The sequence below is a fragment of the Vibrio antiquarius genome, from assembly GCF_000024825.1.
Taxonomy (GTDB): Bacteria; Pseudomonadota; Gammaproteobacteria; order Enterobacterales; family Vibrionaceae; genus Vibrio; species Vibrio diabolicus.
Genome location: NC_013456.1, coordinates 2,273,202 through 2,291,434 on the forward strand (window position 1 = coordinate 2,273,202; position 18,233 = coordinate 2,291,434).

Genomic DNA, 18,233 nt, shown 5'->3' on the forward strand with positions numbered 1-18,233 from the left:
ACACTCTACTACCAAAGTCAAATATCAATGTCAGAGATTGGACAAAACACTCACTATTTACAGTAATGAAAAGCCACTATTTCATTGAGAACCAAAATTTCAACATACTACATCGGACTATGCTGATCATAGACGGGGTTACTGATGAAACGTTAGAATGCCACTACTCTGGTAACCTAGCATAATATTTATGACCGACGCTGATATCGAGCTACAACACCTTTGGTTAGAAGTCCAAGCCGAACGCTGGCAAAACCTGCCACGCTTTTTATTCAGTTACTACTGCTACAAGCACAACCTTATCAGTAAAACCAACAAAGTTTGCTGGGAGACGGCACGTGCAAACCTGCCCGCTTCAACATCAATAAAAGAGCGAAAAAAGGCGGTGGTTGAATCGTTAGTCCCTGAGGAAGCCGTCGTTGGGTTATTGAAAGCCATCAGCAAAGACGGGGAAATGACGTTTGACGTGATGGGAACTACACTTGATGCGTTTTTACACTATGTTGTGATTAGCAAGGAAGAAAAAGCCCAACTTAAACCAAACATGCCAGCTAGTTGGTATCAGCAATCGAACAAGTCGCCTTTGGCACGTTTCGAGCAAGCTGGCATTAAGCTACAAGAGTGATATGTCAGTCATCGCTGACGACAAACACAAAAGAAAAGCGCCTACAATGAGGCGCATTTGTTCAAAAATTGAGGTGCCCCTAAACAAAAGTGCAAAGTGACCAACAAAGAAAAAGTCTGGTTATTCTTGAATGCCTCTAATGCGTACATTACGTCTACGTAAAACTTCTAATGTCACGAGCAAACACACCGACATAAAAATCAACAACGTAGCGACCGCCAATATGGTCGGACTAATTTGCTCTCGAATTCCTGACCACATCTGCCTCGGAACGGTTTTTTGTTCTGCCCCAGTCAGGAATAACGCCACCACAACCTCGTCGAACGAGGTGCCAAAGGCAAACAAGCCGCCAGAAATCATCCCCGGACGAATCAGCGGAAAGGTAATGTGTCTGAAAGTATAAACAGGGTTTGCTCCTAAGCTAGCCGCCGCTTTTACCAAGCTATGGTCAAAGCCGCTTAACGTCGCAGTAACGGTAATGACGACAAAAGGCGTACCTAACGCAGCGTGTGCCAAAATGACGCCTAGATAAGTTTGTGATAAGCCAAGGCGTGTGTAGAAAAAGTACATCGCAGCAGCAGAGATAATGACTGGTACGATCATGGGTGAGATCAACAGCGCCATAATGGTATTACGAAAAGGCAAATTACTACTGGCTAAACCCAACGCCGCCAGAGTTCCCAGCCCTGTTGCAACGAGTGTCGCCATAAAAGCAATAAACGTGCTGTTTTTCAGCGCCAACAGCCACTGATCACTAGTAAACATTTCTTGATACCAGCGAGTAGAATACGCTGCCGAATCAAGGTTTAACATCCCCTCGGTAAAAGTAAAGTAAGGCGTTGCATTAAACGATAACGGGATGATGGTCAGAATTGGAGCGATTAAAAAGAACAGCACCACCCCACAAAAAGCTAAGTAACCTGCGTAAGCAACTCTCTCTACTTTTGATGCATAGTTTGGTAATGCCATGGTTATCCTCCTACCTTAAGATTATTCATGCCAACCACACGGTTGAACATATAAAACAGAACCAGTACAACGAACAAAAGCAGTCCACCCAATGCGCCAGCCATCCCCCAGTTCAGTGATGTCTGCATATGATAGGCAATCATATTGGAGATCATCTGTCCGCTTCTTCCACCAACCAAAGCGGGCGTAATGTAGAAACCAATAGAAAGAATGAAAGTGAGCAAGGCCCCCGCACCTATCCCCGGTAACGTAAGCGGCATATAAACTTTGATGAACGCAATGAAAGGCGTCGCGCCTAGAGAACGAGCGGCACGGAAATAAGTTGGGCTAATTCCTTTCATTACGCTATACAGAGGCAGGATCATAAACGGCAACAGAATGTGAACCATAGACACCACCGTTCCGAAGGTATTGTGAATCATCTGAATTCGCTCGGAAGTAAAACCCGACCAAATAAGGAGATCATTAATGACCCCTTGGTTTTGCAGCAGAACAATCCAAGACGTGGTTCTGACTAATAATGACGTCCAAAATGGCAGCAGCACAATGATTAAAAGTAAGTTCGCGCGCTTATCAGGTAAATTGGCAAGCAGGTAAGCAACGGGGTACGCCATCACCAAACAAATTAAGGTGATTGAAATAGACATCCAAAAAGTTTTAAAGAAAAGGTCGACGTATATTTGGCGTTTTTCTGGTTGGGGCTCAATGTCTCCAAACTCATTCACTTGCAAGTCTAGCGCAGCAAGATAATGACTGAATGTTAATGCGCCACTAAGATTCTTAAACGCCGCCCAATATTTAGGATTAGTCCATCGCTTATCAAGCTTGGCCAACAGTGTCACCGAGCTAGGCAGCGACGTCAAACGAGACAACTTTCTACCTGTTTTCATCAATAAGCTGCGCATACCAGACTCTTCAATATTCATCCGGCTGGCTATTTTCGGTAGCTCTTTGCTTTGATAAAGCGCAAGTACTTCAACAGAGAATGCCTCAATGACTTCTTGATGAGGCTGACCTTGATAATCCCAACTTTCCAAGGCTTGAATAGTTTGTGGCAGTGACTGGGATATTTCTCGGTTATCCACGCTTCGATAAAGCATGTCGAGGATAGGAAAAGCAAACGTAAGCAGAATAAAACACACCAATGGCGTTGTGAGCATAATGGAGCGAAGCTTTTTTCGGCGCTCCGCCTTTTGCAACTGCGCTTTAAGATTGGTTTCTTGTTGATGAACTTGACGTTCGATTTCCAATACAGAATCTAATGCGGTTAGCTCTCGACTCATGCTGCTACCTCGCTACTTTGAGTTTGTGTCCCATCAAGAGCATGGCAATCGTCACTTTGCCAACCAATACGACAAATTGAGCCAGGCGTTAACTGCAAGTGTTTACGATTATCGTTAGGTACTTTAACGATGAAGTGACCAACGCTCTCTACTTCGACGACCAGACGATAATGATCACCGTGATAAATCAATTCTCGTAAGACACCCGAGACTTGGTTCTCACAAGACGCTTTCTCTGGTTGAATAACAATCTTTTCTGGTCGAATGGAAAGTGTTGTTCTCTGCCTTTGCTCAGATACTCTGACAGGTTTCGCAGTAAATAACTCTTTCCCAACGAGCACTTGGCAATACTTTCCGTTCCACTCTTTGACTAAACCTGAGAGTTGGTTGTTTTCTCCGATAAACTGCGCCACAAACGTATTACTCGGAGATTCATAAAGCTCGGTTGGTGTCGCGAGTTGTTGCACTTCGCCGTGATTAAAAACCGCAATACGGTCGGACATAGTGAGAGCTTCGTCTTGATCGTGCGTCACATACAAAATGGTGATGCCAAGCTTTTCATGCAAATGTTTAATTTCCATCTGCATTTGCTCACGCAGCTGCTTATCTAATGCGCCGAGCGGTTCATCCATCAACACGAGTTTAGGCTCAAACACTAATGCTCGCGCTAACGCAACACGCTGTTGTTGACCACCTGATAACTGCTTTGGGTATCGAGTCGCAACATGCTCAAGCTCGACCATTTCTAATACACTCTGAACTTTGCTTTGAATCGTGTAACTGTCGAGTTTTCGCACCTTTAAAGGAAACGCAAGATTCTCGGCAATGGTCATATGTGGAAACAACGCATAGTTTTGAAACACCATACCGATATCGCGCTTGTGCGGCGCGAGATGATTAACGGGAACGCCATCGATATAAATGTCTCCACCGGTCGCGGTTTCAAAGCCCGCTAGCATCATTAAGCAAGTGGTCTTGCCCGATCCTGACGGCCCCAACATAGTAACGAACTCTCCAGGAGCAATATCTAAGTTGAAGTCTTTCACCACCAAATTCGTGCCATCGTAGGTTTTCTTAACGTGTTGAAAGCTGACATAGTCCTTGTTTTCCGTGCTCATGACTTCCCTCTTCTCATTTTTTGAATATTACGAATGAGTAGAGCGTCAGTTAACGCTCTACTAAACAGCACAATTACAGATTGTATTTGGATAGGTCTAAGCGGGTTTCTAACGCATGTTCAACCATTTGAATGACTTGTTGACGCTCTTCACCTTGTAAAAGTTGGCGTGGCGCACGAACTTGTTCAGATCCACGTCCGCAGACTTGCTCGGCCAGTTTAATGCACTGAACCAGCGTAGGAATGGTGTCTAAACGCAGTAGCGGTAAGAACCAACGGTAGATTTCTAACGCTTCAGCATAACGACCTTGGCTTGCCAGTTTATAAATCGCGACGGACTCTTCTGGGAATGCGTTGGTTAAACCAGAAATCCAGCCAGTCGCGCCTAGCATCAATGATTCAAGAGCGATGTCATCAACACCACTGAACACGGTAAAGCGGTCATCAAATTTATTGTAAAGCTCGGTGATACGACGAGTATCAGTGGTCGACTCTTTGATAGCCACAATGCTTTCAAACTCAGCCAGTTTCGCCATGATATCGAGGTTTACATCGACACCATAAGCAACCGGGTTGTTGTAAATCATGATTGGCATTTCTGGCGTTGCTTCTGCTAGCGTGCGGTAATATTCGAACGTTTCGCTCTCAGACGTGCGGTAAACCATGGCAGGCATCACCATACAACCATCGATACCAATTTTGTACGCATCCTGCATGTAATCAACAGCTGCTGTGGTAATAGACTCTGCTGTACCAGCAATCAAAGGCACACGGCCATTTACGACTTCTTTTGCCGCTTGCAAGACCTGGCGTTTCTCCTCCGGGAACAACGCGCAGTTCTCACCGACGGTACCCAAGCAGATAATGCCATTCACACCATCTTTAATTTGGTTATCTATAACGGTTTGCGTTGCGTCTAAGTCGATTGACTGATCTTGACGAAATTGCGTACTGACCGCCGGATAAACACCTTTCCAATCAATTTTCATGAACTACTTTCCTTATATGTATATTGTATGCAATTTAAATAAACGAGCAAAAATGCTCAGGCATGGCTATCTATGCCATTTTCTAACAACACCGCCTTTACAGCGGCCAAATCAGCCAAAGCACTGCCAACTGATTTGTATAAAGTAATGACCTCATCGTTTTGACGTCCTGAGATTTGTTGGGCGCAAAGCTGCGGTAATTCCCCTTTGATATCGTCTGACGTGAATACGCCCTCTTGAATTGGAATGAGAAGATCGCCCGCTTCGGCTAATACGTTAATGCGGCTATCGACATACACCTGCGCTCGTTGCACTGCTTCTGAGTCGCATTCACGCTTATCCAAGTCATGATTACCGACCAAATCAATATGGGTACCCGGCTGCACGTCCGCGCCATTAAACAAAGGCTCTGCTGATGCGGTAATACAACTGATGATGTCAACGTGTTTGATAACGTGGTCCACTTTTTCTACGACTGAAACGCGAAACCGACGCTCATCAGGAAGCGACTGATACTCTGAAGATGACACAATGGCATCTACCGTCGCCTCGGCTTTGTCTGAGTTACGCCCCCAAATATAAACCTGCTTAAGTGGGCGAACCGCAGCGTATGCCCACGCAAAATAAGGCGCAAGATTGCCCGTTCCGCAGATCAACAGACGATCAGCATCGGGACGCGCTAAATAGTCCGCTGCCAACGCAGAAGCTGCGGCGGTGCGCCAAAACGTTAAAACTTTACCGTCCACGAGTGCGAGCGGCTCACCATCGTTTCGTCTGAAAACAAGCAGCTTAGATGCAAGCGTATCTTTGCCTTGCTCAGGATTATGCGGGAAATACGTAAAGGCTTTCACCGCAATCAACTCCTGGTTCCAAGCTGGAAGTAGCGCAAACGCCTCGTATTCTCCCTCTTCTAAGGGCATGACTCGGCGTTGAGGTATTGTCGCTGGCCGCGAGTACATTTCACGCATCGTTTCAATAAGAGACTTCATTGTTAAACATTGCGCGACTTGCTGTGCTTCGATGACTTTCATCATTTCTCCGAAAACATAAATACAGTTGAGGAAAAGTACGGAACCTCGCTTATGGATGAAAACTCGGCCCCATACACAAATTAACGCCTAGTTAAGCAGCCAGGTATTGAACTCTTCATTTAGTTCATCCGCATAGTCTGACCACCATTCATCGTTAATCAGGAAGGCGGTTTGGAAGTTTTGAGGTGCGGTAGGAAGGTTCGCTAAAATGTCTGGGTTCACCTCCGCCGAAGACGATTTACGCGTAGGCCCGTAGGCAACGTACTTAGCTTGATCAGCTAATGGTTTTGTTCCTGAAGAAAAAGCGATGAAGTCCAATGCAAGCTTTGTGTTCTCGCTCCCTTTAGGTATCGCCCATCCATTCATGTAACCCATTTGACGGTCCCATATAATCCGAAATGGTTGACCTTCATCTTTACGGGCATTGTGAATTCGGCCGTTAAACGCCGAGGCGATCACCACTTCTTTGTCAGCAAGCATTTGAGGTGGCTGGGCACCAGTTGTCCACCACAGCACTTCTGATTTGATCGTATCCAACTTAGCAAAAGCACGCTCACGCCCCGCTTCGGTTTCGAGCAGGCTGTAGACCTCTTCTGGCTTTACACCATCAGCCAATAGTGCCCACTCAAGATTGCCCTGAGGTTGTTTTTGCAATGCACGTCGACCTGGAAAAGTTTTTAGGTCAAAAAGATCGGTCAACTTGCTTGGCAAAACCTTACCTTTAAACGCGTCTTCGTTCACCGCTAATACTGTGGACACAACGATGGTATTAATTGCGCACTCGTGAATCGCACCATCAATGAAATCCTCTTGTGCTGGTGTTCCATCTGCGCCCGGAGGCAAAATACTTGGGCTCACTGGTTCTAATAGCCCTTCTGCACAACCACGAACAATGTCCGGCTTGTCGAGAGAAACCAAATCCCAGCGCACGTTGTTCGCTTCCACCTGCGCTTTAATTTCGGCTAATCCGCCGCTGAAATCCTCGGATACGATCTCGACACCTGTTTTTTTAATGAAAGGCTTGTGATATGCCTCCACTTGGCTCTTGGTGAATGCACCACCCCAAGATACGACCGTCAATTTGTCTTCAGCATAAGCAGAGGTCCCCAACAGCATTCCTGAAATCAACAGCGCCAATGGTGCTTTGGTCATTCGTGACATGTTTTACTCCTTTTGGTTGTTTTTCTGGAGGCATCCGAGTACGGCTGTTGGATACCAGTTTTGTTAAAATTAAGTTAACACTAGCATTTAATATATTTTATACAATATTTAATATTAAATTTTTCAGGCAAATCGTTGTAATGAAAAAGGTGAAAGATCAATCGATGTCGGCTTTCCTTCGATAAGCTCTAAAAGGAGATCTGCCGTAATCGCCGCTTGAGTTAATCCAAGGTGTTGGTGGCCAAATGCCAGTAATACATTTCCATCCCAAATGCTATCAATAACCGGTAACGAGTCGACTGTTGAAGGCCGATTACCCATCCACTTTTCTCCTTGCTTGAGTGGATGTAACCCCGATTCAAACATCTCATCGCCTAACTGAAAAAGCATTTCTGAACGTTTCATATTGGGTGGTGACTCTACATCGGCATACTCAACAGTGCCTGCCAATCGTAGCCCACCTGACATAGGAGTCATGATGAATTTTCTATCGGCAGAGCTAATAGGAAAAGGCAATACATCACGCTTGTCATCCACCATTAGGTGATAACCGCGCTCGGCTTGAATCGGCACTTTGACTCCGGTTAGTTGCCGTATCAAAGGCTTAGAATGTACACCAGCGGCAACAATGATTCGGTCAAATGAATGTGTTTGAGACTCAACCAACACATCACCATTTTTCGCCAACGCAGATACACCTTTTTGTAAAACCTTACCGCCAAGAACTTCAAAAGCTTCATTTAGCTCAACACAGAGCTGATAAGGGTCTAGTGTATTACCTGTTTCGGGAAAAAAGACTCCGACACGAACCTTATGGCTGAGATCAGGTATCCGCTCTCGAATCTCCTCTTGTGTCCAAACTTGATACGTCACACCGTTTTTAGCCAGTGAGTTAAGCGTACTTTGATAATTCTGAAACAGTTTCTCGTTTTCAAAAGTGAGCAATGAACCATTCATTTTTATTAGATGTGCTTTTCCGATTGAATCAAGCACGCCACGCCAACTTGCCACTGACCGCTCGTTAAGACTCTTAATCGCGTTTTTTGCCCGCTCCGCAGCTGATGGCTTTGTTTGTAATAGAAAACGAATCATCCACCCGATTGTGTTTGGAATATCTTGCCAACGGATCGAAACCGGACTTTTGGGATCTAGCAGCATTTTAGGTAATTGCGGAAGCAGCGCTGGCGTTGCAAGAGGGAAGATTTGCTCAGTCGCGATATGACCTGCATTTCCCTTAGAGCATCCATTCCCCACGCCATTGGGATCAAAAATCGTGACTTGATAACCTTGCTGCTGCAATTTCAAACCAATTGATAAGCCAATAATCCCCGCACCTATCACAGCGATCCTTTCCTTTTTAGTTTCATCCTTGACCAACATAAATATGCTCCGAGTCACACTTGAAAACGTAGATTGTATACAATATATTTTACATTACGTTAACATCACTATTGTTTAATTCAACCATTTTTTCAGCAAGGAGCGAAAAATGAGACAAGGAACTTTTTTCTGTATTGATGCCCACACCTGCGGCAACCCAGTTAGGCTGGTAGCAGGCGGTGTGCCTCCACTCGAAGGCAATACCATGAGCGAAAAGCGCCAATACTTTCTTGAGCATTATGATTGGATTCGCCAGGCACTCATGTTTGAGCCTCGCGGCCACTCAATGATGTCGGGGTCAGTTGTCTTGCCTCCTTGCAGTGATAACGCAGACGCTTCTATTCTGTTTATTGAAACCAGTGGCTGCTTACCAATGTGTGGCCACGGCACCATTGGAACCGTCACCACCGCTATCGAGAATCGCCTTATCACTCCCAAAAAAGAAGGTCGTTTGATACTTGATGTCCCAGCAGGACAAATCGAAGTGCACTACCAAACAAAAGGTGACAAGGTCACGTCGGTAAAGATATTTAACGTACCGGCTTACCTTGCCCACCAAGACGTAACCGTGGACATAGAGGGCTTAGGTGAGCTCACTGTCGATGTTGCTTATGGCGGAAACTATTACGTAATCGTCGATCCTCAAGAAAACTACGCCGGACTTGAACACTACTCTCCAGATGAAATTTTGATGCTTTCACCAAAAGTTCGCGAAGCGGTATCTCGAGCGGTTGAATGCGTACATCCAGAAGATCCGACAGTGTGCGGTGTTTCTCACGTGCTATGGACCGGAGAGCCCACTCAAGAAAACGCCACCGCTCGAAATGCTGTGTTTTACGGCGACAAAGCGTTGGATCGCTCGCCATGTGGTACGGGCACTAGTGCGCGCATGGCGCAATGGCATGCAAGAGGCAAACTCAATCAAGGAGAAGACTTTGTTCACGAAAGTATCATCGGCAGCCTATTTCAAGGACGTATAGAAGGCATCACCGAAGTGAATGGCAAAGCCGCTATTTTGCCAAGTATTGAAGGATGGGCACAAGTATACGGTCACAACACGATATGGGTAGACGATGAAGACCCATATGCGTACGGATTTGAAGTGAAGTAATAAGGATAGTAAGGAAGAATGATGAACCCACAAGAACCAACCACTTTTTACGCAGTCAACGCCTTTACTGGTGAGCCTCTACCCACAGCGTTTCCGGTACATGGAGAGCAAGAAGTTAATCAAGCCGCCTCAGCCGCCCAAAACGTTGCGCGTGAGTTTCGCCAACTAAGCAATGCAAAGCGAGCGAGCTTACTTTGCTCTATCGCCTCTGAATTGGAAGTGAAGAGTGAAGAAATCGTTGCTCGTGCTCATTTAGAAACTGCCCTTCCCGAAGCACGTTTAAGCGGTGAAATAGGACGTACCGCCAACCAATTACGACTATTTGCCGAGGTTGTGAGCTCGGGTAATCACCATCAAGCAATTTTCGATACGCCAAACCCAGACCGTCAACCACTGCCGAAACCAGATATTCGTCGTCAGCAAATCGCAATTGGCCCTGTCGCCGTGTTTGGTGCGTCTAATTTTCCGCTCGCATTTTCTACTGCAGGTGGTGATACGGCTTCGGCACTGGCAGCTGGCTGTCCTGTGATTGTAAAAGGCCATACCGCCCACCCTGGCACCAGTCAACTTGTTGCTGAGTGTATTGAGGCTGCACTTGAGAAAGAATGCTTACCGCAAGCCATCTTCACGCTATTGCAAGGCAACAAACGCGCACTTGGCCAAGCACTCGTTACCCATCCAAAAATTAAAGGGGTCGGGTTTACAGGCTCAGTCGGTGGTGGCCGTGCGCTGTTTAATCTAGCTCAGCAAAGACCAGAGCCAATCCCCTTCTATGGCGAACTAGGGGCGATTAATCCAACATTTATTCTCCCTTCAGCCATACGAGCAAACGCATCATTGGCTGAAGAGTTTGTGGCTTCTATGACCTTGGGCTGTGGACAATTTTGTACAAAACCCGGCGTTATATTTGTCTTGAATAGCCCAGAAACGCAAGCCTTTATCGAAACCGCTCAAGGGTTAATTCGACAACAATCAACGGCCACTTTGCTAACGCAAGGAATCCGAGAAACGTATGAATCCGAAGTGGATAAGCGAGCTTCCGAAACAGGCATTAACGTCACTCGTTCTGAACAAGCAGAAGCGACCAATGTATCACCAGTACTGTTCGTGACAGACAGTAAAAACTGGCGTAAAAACCCGCAATGGGAGGAAGAAATATTTGGTCCTCAATCGTTAATCGTAACCTGTGAAGATTTCGATGACATGTTGAAACTGAGTGATTCACTGGCAGGTTCCCTCACCGCAACCCTTCACGCCACCGCTGAAGACGAAGAACAAGCGAAGCAACTGCTTCCAAGTTTGGAAGAAATCGCCGGACGCCTTGTATTCAACGGTTGGCCAACTGGCGTCGAGGTTGGTTACGCTATGGTTCATGGTGGACCATATCCTGCTTCAACCAATTCTGCCTCAACATCTGTCGGAGCGGAGGCTATTCATCGTTGGTTGCGTCCCGTAGCTTATCAAGCTTTGCCAGAATCTTTATTACCAGATTCATTAAAAGCGTCGAACCCACTGGGTATTCAACGCGCCATAGACGGCAGAGTGTCCCAATAAGCTCACCAAATGGCTCAAAAAGGCATCAACTGATGCCTTTTATTTAACTCTACTTCTCAAAACCTTCTTTCCTAGTTGGTTTGTGCCAGAAAAACAATAAACTACTAAAGTAAAATGGATTGGATACAATATTAATTTCACGGGAGACTTCAATGTCACAGAAACCTGTTTTTAAAACGCGCACTCAGCTCGTTGAGGAAGCAATTCGAACTCAGATCTTGAAGGGCGAGTTAAAAACTGGTCAACCTTTACGTCAAGATGCGTTAGCAAAAGAGTTTAATGTTAGCCGGATTCCTGTGCGTGAAGCGTTAGTTCAATTGGAAGCACAAGGACTCGTTAGCTTTGAACCTCACAAAGGTGCGACGGTCACTGAGCTATCTCCAGAGAAAATCAATGAGCTATTTGAACTGCGCGCTGTCGTGGAATGCCACATTTTAGAGCGTGCGATTCAAAATATGACAGACGCTGACCTTGAACGCGCGCGAGAAGTTCGCGAACGTTTCGAGTCAGTAGTGAACAGTGGCGACGAAGTAGAAGAATGGAGCAACTACAACTACGAGTTCCACAAAGCCCTATATGCGCCAGCCAACATGCCTGAAACTATGGACGTCATTTACAACTTGAACACAAAGTGTGACCGATACATACGTATGCAGCTATTGTTCACAACAGGCATTAAAAAGGCAGAAGAAGAGCACTTAAGCTTGTTTGAAATGTGCCAAAATCGCGATATAGAAGGCGCCAAGTACCTGCTGAAAAAACACATTCTAGAAGCAGGCACAGCGATTCGAAACCTGCTGCTTGAAAGGCAAAATATCAGCCAGTAAACGGAATAACGAATAAGGTGATATTCAAGGATGAATGTTGGACCAAAGTTTTTACTCGCAGCGCTACGACAAAAGATTAAAGAAGAAGGGCTTTGCTATAATTCCTTGTCAGAGAAAAGTGGCATCCCTTTATCTAGTATTAAACGCCACCTACATAATCCTGCTTTAGGTTTGGATAAAGTACTTATTTATCTGAACTACCTGAATACCGATCTCATCGAACTCGCAACCTTAGCCAACGAGCTTCAGCACCAAAACGAGCAAATGCTAACAGATGAAGAGAGTGCCCTTTTCGTTGAGCATCCTTATTTACTTGATTTTATTTATATGCTGACTTCTCGTGATATTAAACCGCAAGAGATAGCCCATACTTACGGACTTTCTGATACAAGCTTACGATTCTATTTGCGTATCGCGGAAATTCTAGGATATGTCGAAAACTTCGGAGACGGCTTGTTTTACCGTTCTGGTCGTCGATTTATTATGGAAGAAGGTACCGCATTGGACACCTTATTCAAAGAGCGATTTCAGCAAGAGTCGCTTTCTCATAACATCAACCCAGGTGTGTGTGTGGGTCGCATTAGGCTCACCGAAGAGCAAAAAGTGCAAATAGAGGACGAGCTTTGTAATAAATTAGCGAAACTTAACGCAGTTAACACTTCCAACAACGAAGGTGAACTAACAAATATATTAATGCGCTGCACTCCTGGCGCTCAGATATTTTTCGCAGATGACTTACCGGATATTGATGGAAGCCTGTTAAAGCACGTCGCCCAATTGACTAAAATAAATTAAAACATTAGATTAAAAATTCACCCCAAACCTAAAATGCATCATTTATTCCTGCCAAATCTCTAATAAGTAGAGTTTCCCGTCCCGAAACTTACTTTCTATTTAGCAAACAACAATTAGTCTACTAAGAGAACCCTCCATTTCATCTTTGTTTTTTCCTTATTATTACGTTTACACTACTAAGGAACTTAAGGAATAACTAATGGATTTATAAGAATAAAAGATAAACATTTTTACGTTATTTACCTCACACTCTTTAAATATAAATTTGCAGACGAACGAATTAAATTAATACATTCACTTAGCTAATAAAAACAAAAGCAAAACAGATAATTACAATTCTATTATTTATAAGGACATAGAAAAGTGAAATTTAAGTATTCTTTAGCAACGGCAGTCACTCTCGCATTATTACAAGGTTGTGGCGGTGGCGGCGGTGATGGTTCATCTACTCCGTCAACTAGCAGCGCAACCGGACCAACATGGAAAGCCGGTGATTTTAGCCAACCATCAAGCTCGTTTGTCAACCAATGTGAAACCCCACGAGTGGGTCGAGACCCATATAACAATTATGCCGCCTATCCAGATAAATTAGGTTCTGCTTTACACGAAAAACTCTTTTTAAGAGCTTTTACTAACGAAACTTACCTTTGGTATGACGAAGTTCCTGATAATAATCCAGCAAACTACAAAACCGTGACGGATTACTTCAACACACTGGTCACCTCTGCTACTACCACGACTGGTAAACCGAAAGATCGCTTCCACTTTACCGTCCCTTATGAAGATGAGATGAAATCATCGCAATCTGGTTTAGTCGCTGGATTTGGTTTTAACTGGGCATTCCTACGCGGCGTACAACCTAGAGACGTTCGTATTTCCTACACTGAAGAAGCCTCTCCAGCTGATAGAAGCGGCATTGCTCGTGGTGATAAGCTTCTAAAAATCAATAATATTGATGTTGTTAACACCGGTAGTCAGTCCGACATTGATTTTATTAATAAAACTCTATTTAACCCTGACATCAATCAAGATTACACCTTCACATTTGAGAGTGTTGACGGCCTAGAGAAAACCGTGACACTTACCGCCTCTGATGTCATGACTTCTCCAGTTAAAAATGCCAAAGTGATCGCACACAATGGTATGCAGATCGGCTATCTACAATACAACTCCTTTGAACCAAGCGCTCAAGCCCCACTTATTGAGGCGTTCAGTACGCTCTCGGCAGAGAATGTTGACGAGATCGTCGTTGATTTACGTTACAACGGCGGTGGCTTAGTACTTCAGTCTTCGCAAGTAGGCTACATGCTAAGCGGTGCTGGTCAGAACCGAGTCTTCAGTGAGTTGATTCACAACGACAAAGTGATGCGTACCATTAAAGATGGGGATAACATCTATCGCTTTACGAATCTAGCAATAGACTGGGCAGCACAAAAGTATTCGGACCAAATGCTGCCGACACTGAACAAAAAGCGGGTATATGTGCTGACTTCAGGAGGCACGGCTTCCTCAAGTGAACTGTTGATCAACGCTTTGCGCGGCATTGATGTTGAGGTTATCCAAATAGGCTCAACAACCACAGGTAAACCGTATGGGTTCTCAGCAGAACAAAACTGCGGCACTATGTACTACACTATTCAGTTCAAGTCAGCGAACGAGAAAAAATTTGGCGACTTCTCTGATGGTTTTATTCCTACTCCAAAGAGCCAAATCAATACCGAGCTAGGCTTAAACAATAGAGTGGAAGGTTGCTGGGTCAATGATGACCTAACAAAACCATTAGGCGATCCGTCTGAAGGTATGCTTTCTGCGGCACTAAACTACATGGAAACTGGAACCTGTCCGCCGGTCTCCTCTTCTAGTTTCAACGCCATGCCGCGTAACATTTCATCTCCGGAGTTAAGCGATCTTCGCTCTCCGCTACGAACAGAGGCAATTCATGTTGAGATCAACTAACTTTTTACGAATGCTAATTCGGGTTGCGCTTTTCTTAGGCACTTCGATTTCTTTGATAGGATGCCAAGCTATGTCACAAGAACCCGTTGAAGCATTGAGTAAAAAGAACTCTCCGGAAACAGTCATAGAGATTCAAAACGCGATCGCAGAAATCCAAGGGACACCAGCACCTAGAATCGCAAATAACGTATTTGAATCCTCACCGCATTTGTTGATTGAAAAAGGACGAGTAAAAGGGAACAACAATCAACTGTTGGATGGCAGCTATACGGTTCTTCCAGACCAATATACGTTGCAGATAAGAGGTGAAACCTGTGGCTTGTACTACGCCAAAACAGATACCTTTGTCACTCTCAGTTCACTAGATTGTGAGCCCATCATTAAGTTTTAGATCTCCCAAAATAGAAGCCCGCTGATATCAGCGGGCTTTCTACTTTATTGCTCAGTGTGAAACGGTCAACGTTACTTTAGTTCAATCCATGCTTTGCGCTGTTGCTTATCCATGTATGACCAAGCTACAAAGCGGCTCACTTTCTGCCCTTGACTCATTTCAACCACACGAATGGCTTTCACACCCAATTTTTCAAGCTGCTTGCGCATCGGGCGAACGTTGTCTTTTTTGGATATAAGTGTTGTAAACCACAAGACCTGCGCAGCAAAAGCTTGGCTTTCATTCGCCATTTTTCGGATAAACGCCGCTTCTCCGCCTTCACACCACAATTCAGCGTTTTGACCGCCAAAATTCAACGCAGGTTTACTTGTCTTTACTTGTGCGGTTTGAGGTTTTAGCCCCTTCTTACGCTGGTTTGCTTTTAGATTATCGATTTTACGCTGGCTGACCATAGCGGCATCTTCCGCCGAACGGTGGAATGGCGGATTACATGTCGTCACATCATAACGGTCATTCGGTTGAATGATACCGCGATAAATATTGGCATCACTGTGTTGCTGTACCAGTGCAATTTTTCCCGTCAAAACACGATTGTGCTCTACGATCGTTTGAGCCGATTGGATGGATTTTGGATCGACATCGCTGCCCGTATAGTGCCAACCGTATTTTGTTACACCAACAATCGGATAAATACAGTTTGCTCCCACGCCAATGTCCAACGCTTTCACTTTTTGGTGCGTGTACTGACCTTTTGCTTCACCATCAAGTAGCTCTGCCACTCGGTGAATGTAATCAGCGCGGCCCGGAATCGGCGGGCAAAGGTAGGTGTCGGGAATGTCCCAGAACTCGATACCATAATACGCAGCAAGCAATGCTTTATTGAGCATTTTGACAGCGTTAGGATCAGAGAAGTTTATGGAATCTTCCCCTTTCGGATTTTTGATAACGAATGGCTTTAACTGTGGTTCACTTTCCACAAGTTTTTTAAAATCGTAACGACCTCGATGAGCATTACGCTCATGCAAGCCATTCTTCGCTATTTTAATAAACTCGACTTCGCTCTTTCCTGCAGGCTGCGGAGATTTGCGCGCAACTTTGTCTTTAACACGCTTCGGCTTGGCTTTATTCGCGTCTGTATTCTGAGCCGCCTTTGAAGCCTTTGGCTTTGCTTGCTTCGCGTTGTGATTATTGTTCTTCATTCAAATTCGCTTTTAAATCGAGGTAAATCATAAACAAACGAGCATCAAATTCGAGTTGGTGATACTCAGGCTCCATGTAGCAACATAGCTGATAGAACGCCTTGTCGTGGTTTTTCTCACGAGTATGCGCCAACTCATGTACCACCAGCATTCTTAATAGTGGCTCGGGCGCATCCTTAAATACATTGGCAATGCGAATCTCGTTTTTCGACTTCAGCTTACCGCCATGGTTTCTACTGATAACACTGTGTAAACCAAGCGCATTGTTTACCGCGTGAATTTTCTTATCGTAGACAACTTTACTGATTGGCGCAGCTTTCTTCATGTAGCGGTTTTTGATTGCCATGGCGTACTCATAGAGCGCCCTTTCGCTTTTGATTTGGTGCCTATCGGGATAACGCTTTTCGAACCAAGGAACAAACTTGCCACTCGCTATCAATGAGCTCACCTGCTCTACGATATTTTGTGGGTAACCTTGAATGTATCGAAGTGACGGATGCATAGAATTAACGTCTGTTATGACAAAATAAAGGCGCTCAATATACCTGAGATAAAGGACAGTTTCACCTTAGCTTTCGCCTTTCATTTATGGTGAAAGGCCGTTAAACTTCGCCTCCCAATGATAATGGAGAGAAATTCAATGAAACGTGTCGTTCTTTACGTCAAAGACAAATGCCCTCACTGCAAAGATGCTCAACGTTATCTGGATTCGAAAAATATTAACTATCGTTTGTGCAATGCTAAGATGCAACGCGGTCGCAAAGAACTTGATGCGCTTGGTGCTCGTTCAGTGCCAGTTTTAAAAATTGGTGATCGGGTAATGATTGGCTGGAACCCAAAGAACTTCGAGAAGATGTACAAAGGCGACTAGTGCTCGAACGATGAATCTGCGCTGCGTTTAAACGTAGCGCTTGATAAAGTCGATAAACGTTCGATCTGCTATTGATAAATACCCCTGCTTGCGCCAAGCAAGTGCCAGATCCAGCGTAACGGGTGGTTCAAACGGTAGGCCAACAACGCCCGACTCATGTTGAGTCACCAATTCCAGTAACGCGGTAATCGCAAACTCTTGTTTCACAATACTCAAAATCAAAGGCAGTAAGTTGGTCTCGAATGATGACTTCATGGTAAACCCATGCTCCTCACTCACCTGATCCAAAAATTCGCGGTGAAAATAGCCATGCTGAAACATAACCAAATCGTGTTCAAAGAACTCATCAAAAGTAAGAGTGTCTCGCTGGGCTAACTCATGCTCAGGTGAAACAACTGCGACCATTTGGCTAGTAAATAAATGGTCAGTTTCTAGGTCATCAGGCACGTTATCACAACTGATCACACCGATATCGAGTTGACCATTGAGCAGCATACGACGAATCGATTGAGTCCCAGCTTCGACCAAGGTCAATTTTAACTCCGGGAACTGGCTTTTAAACGCCATCACAATTCGTGGAAAGAAATAACTGCCCATCATTGATGGCGTTCCGAGTCGTACTTCTCCTTTCGCTAAGCCTTTCAACTCATTAATCGCGAGCTGCGCGTCGTGCAACTGTTGAATCACCCGCTTGGCATGTACAAGTAGCGTTTCGCCCTCTTTCGTTAAGCTGATTTTTTTATCATCACGGCGAAATAGGGTCACGCCCAAAGACTGCTCAAACTTTTTGATAGAAATGCTTAAAGCGGGCTGGGCAATATGCAGGGCTTTCGCCGCATGGGTAATGTTTCCATGTTCAGCGACCGCCAGAAAATGTTTAAGTTGTTTCGATTCCATTAGATCAAAAATATATGGTATCCATATTTTTAATATATTTTTTTAATTTACAACGAACTGATAGATTGATCACAGTC

At 44.8% G+C, this 18,233-nt stretch carries 18 protein-coding genes; 8 read left to right on the forward strand and 10 right to left on the reverse strand.

What is annotated here, in order from left to right; all coding sequences use genetic code 11:
• Positions 1-190: 190 nt before the first annotated feature.
• Positions 191-625 (forward strand): hypothetical protein, encoded by a 435-nt coding sequence (locus tag VEA_RS10615; protein WP_012841895.1) that lies wholly within the window; start codon positions 191-193, stop codon positions 623-625.
• Positions 626-745: 120 nt separating this feature from the next.
• On the opposite strand, the gene VEA_RS10620 is transcribed toward VEA_RS10615, so the two are convergent.
• From VEA_RS10620 to VEA_RS10650, 7 genes are all read right to left on the reverse strand, one after another.
• A complete protein-coding gene (locus VEA_RS10620) occupies positions 746-1,594 on the reverse strand; it encodes an ABC transporter permease (protein ID WP_006741629.1) in 849 nt (282 codons plus the stop codon).
• 2 nt (positions 1,595-1,596) lie between these two features.
• Entirely contained in the window at positions 1,597-2,877 is a 1,281-nt protein-coding gene (locus tag VEA_RS10625) for an ABC transporter permease (RefSeq protein ID WP_006741630.1), read from the reverse strand.
• Entirely contained in the window at positions 2,874-3,995 is a 1,122-nt protein-coding gene (locus VEA_RS10630) for an ABC transporter ATP-binding protein (RefSeq protein WP_006741631.1), read from the reverse strand. Before VEA_RS10630 ends, VEA_RS10625 begins: the two co-directional genes overlap by 4 nt.
• Before the next feature lie 73 nt (positions 3,996-4,068).
• Entirely contained in the window at positions 4,069-4,983 is a 915-nt protein-coding gene (locus VEA_RS10635) for a dihydrodipicolinate synthase family protein (RefSeq protein WP_006741632.1), read from the reverse strand.
• A 56-nt stretch (positions 4,984-5,039) separates the two neighbouring features.
• A complete protein-coding gene (gene lhpI / locus VEA_RS10640) occupies positions 5,040-6,014 on the reverse strand; it encodes a bifunctional Delta(1)-pyrroline-2-carboxylate/Delta(1)-piperideine-2-carboxylate reductase (RefSeq protein ID WP_012841896.1) in 975 nt (324 codons plus the stop codon).
• A gap of 87 nt (positions 6,015-6,101) precedes the next feature.
• On the reverse strand, positions 6,102-7,175 hold the full coding sequence (locus VEA_RS10645; RefSeq protein ID WP_005393504.1) for a polyamine ABC transporter substrate-binding protein: 1,074 nt from the start codon (positions 7,173-7,175) through the stop codon (positions 6,102-6,104).
• Between the two features lie 123 nt (positions 7,176-7,298).
• Entirely contained in the window at positions 7,299-8,555 is a 1,257-nt protein-coding gene (locus VEA_RS10650) for an NAD(P)/FAD-dependent oxidoreductase (protein WP_006741634.1), read from the reverse strand.
• 109 nt (positions 8,556-8,664) lie between these two features.
• On the opposite strand from VEA_RS10650, the gene VEA_RS10655 reads away from it, so the two are divergent.
• The 6 genes from VEA_RS10655 to VEA_RS10680 all read left to right on the forward strand — a co-directional run bounded on the left by VEA_RS10655 (position 8,665) and on the right by VEA_RS10680 (position 15,189).
• Entirely contained in the window at positions 8,665-9,666 is a 1,002-nt protein-coding gene (locus tag VEA_RS10655; protein WP_005389764.1) for a 4-hydroxyproline epimerase, read from the forward strand.
• Positions 9,667-9,687: 21 nt separating this feature from the next.
• Positions 9,688-11,220, forward strand: coding sequence for an aldehyde dehydrogenase (NADP(+)) (locus VEA_RS10660; RefSeq protein WP_012841899.1), 1,533 nt, complete (start codon positions 9,688-9,690; stop codon positions 11,218-11,220).
• Positions 11,221-11,372: 152 nt separating this feature from the next.
• Entirely contained in the window at positions 11,373-12,047 is a 675-nt protein-coding gene (locus tag VEA_RS10665; protein WP_005377862.1) for a GntR family transcriptional regulator, read from the forward strand.
• Between the two features lie 30 nt (positions 12,048-12,077).
• Complete coding sequence (locus tag VEA_RS10670; RefSeq protein ID WP_006741636.1) at positions 12,078-12,842, forward strand: hypothetical protein; 765 nt, start codon at positions 12,078-12,080, stop codon at positions 12,840-12,842.
• Positions 12,843-13,205: 363 nt separating this feature from the next.
• Positions 13,206-14,798 (forward strand): S41 family peptidase, encoded by a 1,593-nt coding sequence (locus VEA_RS10675; protein ID WP_006741637.1) that lies wholly within the window; start codon positions 13,206-13,208, stop codon positions 14,796-14,798.
• A 70-nt stretch (positions 14,799-14,868) separates the two neighbouring features.
• Entirely contained in the window at positions 14,869-15,189 is a 321-nt protein-coding gene (locus VEA_RS10680) for a hypothetical protein (protein WP_012841900.1), read from the forward strand.
• 71 nt (positions 15,190-15,260) lie between these two features.
• On the opposite strand, the gene rlmF is transcribed toward VEA_RS10680, so the two are convergent.
• Both rlmF and VEA_RS10690 read right to left on the reverse strand, forming a co-directional pair.
• Positions 15,261-16,388, reverse strand: coding sequence for a 23S rRNA (adenine(1618)-N(6))-methyltransferase RlmF (gene rlmF, locus VEA_RS10685; RefSeq protein WP_006741638.1), 1,128 nt, complete (start codon positions 16,386-16,388; stop codon positions 15,261-15,263).
• Positions 16,375-16,890, reverse strand: coding sequence for a M48 metallopeptidase family protein (locus tag VEA_RS10690; RefSeq protein ID WP_005377870.1), 516 nt, complete (start codon positions 16,888-16,890; stop codon positions 16,375-16,377). The genes rlmF and VEA_RS10690 overlap by 14 nt, the downstream gene beginning before the upstream one ends.
• Before the next feature lie 138 nt (positions 16,891-17,028).
• Between VEA_RS10690 and VEA_RS10695 the strand changes: the two genes are divergently transcribed.
• Positions 17,029-17,259: a glutaredoxin family protein gene (locus VEA_RS10695; RefSeq protein WP_005377871.1), complete on the forward strand. Its 231-nt coding sequence runs from the start codon at positions 17,029-17,031 to the stop codon at positions 17,257-17,259.
• A 27-nt stretch (positions 17,260-17,286) separates the two neighbouring features.
• Here VEA_RS10695 and VEA_RS10700 read toward each other — a convergent pair whose 3' ends face one another.
• Positions 17,287-18,156, reverse strand: a complete 870-nt coding sequence (locus tag VEA_RS10700) for a LysR family transcriptional regulator (RefSeq protein ID WP_006741640.1) — start codon at positions 18,154-18,156, stop codon at positions 17,287-17,289.
• Positions 18,157-18,233 lie beyond the last annotated feature (77 nt).